Source organism: Streptomyces sp. SID486 (genome assembly GCF_009865385.1).
Classification (GTDB): Bacteria; Actinomycetota; Actinomycetes; order Streptomycetales; family Streptomycetaceae; genus Streptomyces.
This window is the reverse complement of sequence record NZ_WWJT01000343.1, coordinates 1-1,941: the sequence shown is the minus strand read 5'-3', so window position 1 is coordinate 1,941 and position 1,941 is coordinate 1. Positions and strand designations below refer to the sequence as shown.

The window sequence follows — 1,941 nt, the reverse complement described above, 5'->3', positions numbered from 1 at the left end:
CGTAGGGGTCGGCGACGAACCGCTCGGCGGTCAGTCCCGGCCGGCCCAGATACCCGCGGGCCACCCCCGCTCCGCCTATGTACAGCTCGCCCACCACCCCGGGCGGCACCGACCGCAGGGCACCGTCCAGCACGTACACCCGGGTGTTGGCGATCGGACGGCCGATCGGCGGGGCACCCCGGCCGCCGGCCAGATCCGCGGCCGTCGACCAGATGGTGGTCTCCGTCGGCCCGTACAGATTGGTCAGGTCGTCCGTGAGCTCGCGCAGCGACTCGGCGAGCGCGGTCGGCAGCGCCTCACCGCCGACCAGCATGCGCAGCCCCCGCAGCGCCTCCGGCTCGTGCGAGACCAGCAGCTGCCACAGGGACGGCGTCCCCTGCATGACCGTGACACCGTGCCGGGCGATCAGGGCGAGCACGGCCGACGGCTGGGGCACGGCCTCCTTGGGCGCGAGGACGACGGCGGCGCCCGACAGGAGCGGGTGGTACAGCTCCAGCGCGGCGATGTCGAAGGCGACCGTCGTCACCGCGAGCAGCCGCTCCCCGGGCCGCAGCGGGACCTCCTGCCGCATGGCCTCCAGGAAGTTCAGCAGCGCGCCGTGCGGCACGACCACACCCTTGGGCCGGCCGGTCGAACCCGAGGTGTAGATCACGTACGCGGCGTCGGCGGCCCGTGGCGGCGCGGTGACGCCGGCGTCCCACGGGTCGCCGTCCGGGTGACCGGCCCACAGCTCCCGCATCTCCGCCGAGTCCAGCACCAGCCGCTCGGCCGCGCCGCCGGGAATCCGCGCGTCCGTCGCCAGGGTGGTGAGGAGCAGGGCGGGCCGGGCGTCCTCCAGCACGTACGCGATGCGCCCGGCCGGATGGTCCGGATCCAGCGGCAGGTACGCGGCACCGGTCTTGAGCACCGCCAGCAGCGCCACCACCAGCTCGGCCGACCGGGGCAGGGCGACCGCGACCACCCGGTCCGGCCCGGCGCCCCGGCTCAGCAAGGTGCGCGCCAGCAGCTCGGAGCGGCGGTTCAGCTCCGCGTACGTCAGCTCCGAGTCGCCGGCGATCAGGGCGACGGCGTCCGGAGTGGCCCGCGCCTGTGCGGCGAAGCGCGCGGGCAGCAGCTCCGTACCCACCTCCGTCCCGGTGTCCAGCCAGGTGTCCAGCAGCCGCCGGTGTTCTTCGGGGGTGAGGATGTCGATGGTGCCGAGTGGGCGGTCGGGTGCTGTGGCTGCGGCTTGGAGTAGTCGGACCCAGCGGTCGAAGAGGGTCTGGACGGTGTGGGGGTCGTAGAGGTCGCTGGAGTATTCGATGGCGCCGGTGATGCCGTGGGGTTCGCCGTGGGGTCCGCGTTGTTCGGCGAGGCTGAAGAAGAGGTCGAATTTGGCGGTGTGGGTGCGGCCGGGGGTGATGTCGATGTGGAGGCCGGGGAGTTGGAAGGTGGCTTCGGGGGCGTTCTGGAGGGCGAGCATGATCTGGAAGAGGGGGTGGTGGGAGAGGGTGCGGGTGGGGTTGAGGTGTTCGACGAGGTATTCGAAGGGGACGTCTTGGTGGGCGTAGGCGTGGAGGGAGGTGTCGCGGACCTGGTTGATGAGTTGGGTGAAGGTGGGGTTGTCGTGGGTGTGGGTGCGTAGGACGAGGGTGTTGACGAAGAAGCCGATGAGGTGGTCGAGGTTGTGGTCGGTGCGTCCGGCGATGGGGCTGCCGAGGGGGATGTCGTGGCCGGCGCCGAGGCGGGTGAGGAGGGCGGCGAGTCCGGCTTGGAGGACCATGAAGAGGCTGGCGCCGGTGGTGCGGGCGAGGTCGGTGAGGTGTTGGTGGAGGGTGGGGTCGATGTCGACGGTGAGGTAGTCGCCGCGGTAGGTGGTGATGGTGGGGCGGGGTCGGTCGGTGGGGAGGTCGAGGTGGTCGGGGAGGTCGGCGAGTTGTCGGGTCCAGTAGGTGATCTGGG

1 protein-coding gene is annotated in these 1,941 nt (G+C 72.0%); it reads right to left on the bottom strand.

The features are described 5' to 3' along the window. Positions 1-1,941: amino acid adenylation domain-containing protein (locus GT045_RS15735; RefSeq protein WP_161334541.1), on the bottom strand; the 1,941-nt coding region annotated here is incomplete at both ends.